At 36.5% G+C, this 1,585-nt stretch carries 1 protein-coding gene; it reads right to left on the minus strand.

The features are described from left to right. Window positions 1-161: 161 nt before the first annotated feature. Window positions 162-1,585 (minus strand): AMP-binding protein (locus H6S82_RS32455; protein WP_191057444.1); only part of this gene is annotated, 1,424 nt, incomplete at its 5' end.

Consider the following 1,585-nt stretch of genomic DNA (forward strand, 5'->3'; position numbering starts at 1 on the left):
ACCAGCATCATTGCATCAACCGAACCCAATCCCAAACTAAAAATATTACTTTCATCTGATAGGGTTTCTGGATTGACATTGGGTAAAATTTCTAATAGCACTTTCTTGGTTTCTGCTTTTATGAATTCGACGCTCTTCATGACTTTACTCTCTTGTTTTTACTAAATTAAATCTTTTCTCAAAATTTTACCTAACGCACTTTTAGGAATTTCTTCTCGAAATTCAATGATTTTCGGGATCTTAAACTCTGTCATCCGCTCTTTACAGAAGAGTACAATTTCTTTTTCTTCAATTTTTGCTCCCTCTTTTGTCACGATTGCTGCTTTGATTATCTCTCCGATATCATCTTGTTTCACACCTACAACTACAGCTTCCTGGATCGAGGGATGAGTTGTCAAGATAGCTTCTATTTCCAAAGGATCGACTTTATAACCTCCTGTATCGATCAACAGCTTCTTTCTACCAGTAATATAAAGATGACTGTTGTTATCTTTTTTGCCTAAGTCGCCAGTTAAAAACCACCCATCCTTAAATGCTTGTTGATTTAGTTCTGGCATATTATAGTAGCCGCTGGTAAGTGCTTCACTTTTGATGGCTACTTCTCCAATTTTACCAACAGGAAGCTCTTCTTCTGCATCGCTAAGTATCTTTACCTGGACATTTTTCATGGGAATACCGACTGAATCGTAAGTATTTTCCATGTTTGTATCTAAATTAATCGAAATCGACCCAGCTTCTGTACAGCCATAGAGTTGTCTGATGGGAATTTTAAACCGAGTCAGGAACTTGTCAAAAATTTCTTTATTTAAAAAATTACCAGCGGAAAAGCATAATCTTAAAGAAGATAAACCGACTTCGAGATCGGATGCTATATCTGCCAAAATATTAAAAATGTAAGGAATAGCAGGTAAAATTGTCACTTTCTCGCTTTGGAGCAGTTCCAATATCCTTTGACGCCTAAAAATAAATGGTACTTCAACAGGATTTCCCTGTTGCAAAACTTGCTCTAATATTACCAAAGTTGCTCCATTGGAGATGGCAGCCAACAGGCAATTTCCTAAACCGTGAGCGTGATACAATGGTACTATACATAAAATATTATCTGTTGAGTTGACGTTAGTAGTTGCGGCGAAGTTTTTTACTTCGTGATATAAGTTATGTTGGGTTTTACCAATTCTTTTAGGTTTGCCTGTTGAACCAGAGGAATATTGATAAAGCACGCTCCCACTTTCAGAAGTGGCGTTTTCATAATTTTTAGTTTCTTCTGTGACAATCAAATCATAAAAGTATCTGGTTGATGGCTCGATTCCATCTACAATAATTAATTCTATATTTTGGTCTATTTTGGCAATAATATTACGACAAAGCTCGACCCGTTTTAAATCGGTAATAATGGCTTTAGGCTTGCTATCACTGATGTAGTAACTAATTTCTTCTTCTTTAAAAAGGTGGTTTAACGGCAGTGCGATCGCATTGATTTTAGCAGTTGCATAAAAAGCGATCGCAAATTCCGGACAATTAGGCAAAATCAATGCTATACAATCACCCTGTCTGATGCCAATTGCTCCCAGACCCTTACTTAAAC

Origin of the sequence: Planktothrix sp. FACHB-1355 (assembly GCF_014748295.1) — a bacterium.
Taxonomy (GTDB): domain Bacteria; phylum Cyanobacteriota; class Cyanobacteriia; order Cyanobacteriales; family Aerosakkonemataceae; genus Aerosakkonema; species Aerosakkonema funiforme_A.